The sequence below is a fragment of the Xanthomonas sp. SHU 166 genome (assembly GCF_000364685.1).
Classification (GTDB): Bacteria; Pseudomonadota; Gammaproteobacteria; order Xanthomonadales; family Xanthomonadaceae; genus Xanthomonas_A; species Xanthomonas_A sontii.
Window position 1 is genome coordinate 1 of the sequence record NZ_AQOJ01000307.1, and the last position, 933, is coordinate 933.

Genomic DNA, 933 nt, shown 5'->3' on the forward strand with positions numbered 1-933 from the left:
GCCCTGGCGGCCGTGGGTGGCCGGGGTCTGCCAGGTCCTGCGCTGCAGCGTGCCGGCCTGGCGCGAGCCGGCCGCCTTCACCATGCTCAGCCGCGAGGTGCGGCCGCTGCCCGGCCATGCCGGCACCCTGCAGGTGCAGGCGACCTTCCGCAACGACGCGCGCTGGGCGCAGGCCTGGCCGCTGCTGCAACTGTCGCTGGCCGACGCCGACGGCCGCACCATCGGCAGCCGCGTGCTGCGCCCGCAGGAGTACCTGGGGCGCGCACGGCCGGACAGCGCCACACTGGCGCCGGGACAGAGCGCACAGATCGCGTTCCAGGTGCGCGAACCGGCCGCCGAGACGGCGGCATTCAGTTTCGATTTCCACTGAGAACGCTGCGTTCGGGCACTACGCCATGGCAGCGGCGCAGGCCACGCGCTAGACTCGTCCCCCCGCGCCGGCCCTCCTGCCGTCCGGCGCCGCTGTCATCCGGGGATCCGTCGAACTTGAACGCCGCCACCACTCGTCCTGACTCCAGTCGCGGCGCGCCGAAGCCGCCGCTGCGCGAACACGTGGCGCAATCGGTCCGCCGCTACCTGCGCGACCTCGACGGCTGCGATGCCGACGACGTGTACGAGATCGTGCTGCGCGAGATGGAGATCCCGTTGTTCGTGGAAGTGCTCAACCACTGCGAAGGCAACCAGAGCCGCGCCGCCGCGCTGCTGGGCATCCACCGCGCCACCCTGCGCAAGAAGCTCAAGGAATACGGGCTGGCGTGAGTGAGGCGGGGATTCGGGATTGGGGATGACCAGCCTGCGGCTAGTGAAAGGCCGGGAATCGGGAATCGGGCGTGCTGTCCTGCATGACTTGACTGTCAAGCAATCCGATACGCAGCGTGTGGCGCCTGCACATCGCCCTCGTAGATACCGTCTTACCCCCTAGCAGGCAAGGCC

Annotated in this window: 2 protein-coding genes; both read left to right on the top strand. The window is 70.0% G+C overall.

Features of this window, described 5'->3' with window-relative positions; translation table 11 throughout:
- Positions 1–370, top strand: a 370-nt coding sequence (locus D180_RS09355; protein WP_017912585.1) for a DUF3426 domain-containing protein, incomplete at its 5' end; no start/stop codon positions are given.
- 116 nt (positions 371–486) lie between these two features.
- Positions 487–759 carry a DNA-binding transcriptional regulator Fis gene (fis, locus tag D180_RS09360; RefSeq protein WP_010343856.1) on the top strand — a complete coding sequence of 91 codons (273 nt, stop codon included), beginning with the start codon at positions 487–489 and terminating at the stop codon, positions 757–759.
- The last annotated feature ends 174 nt before the right edge of the window (positions 760–933 follow it).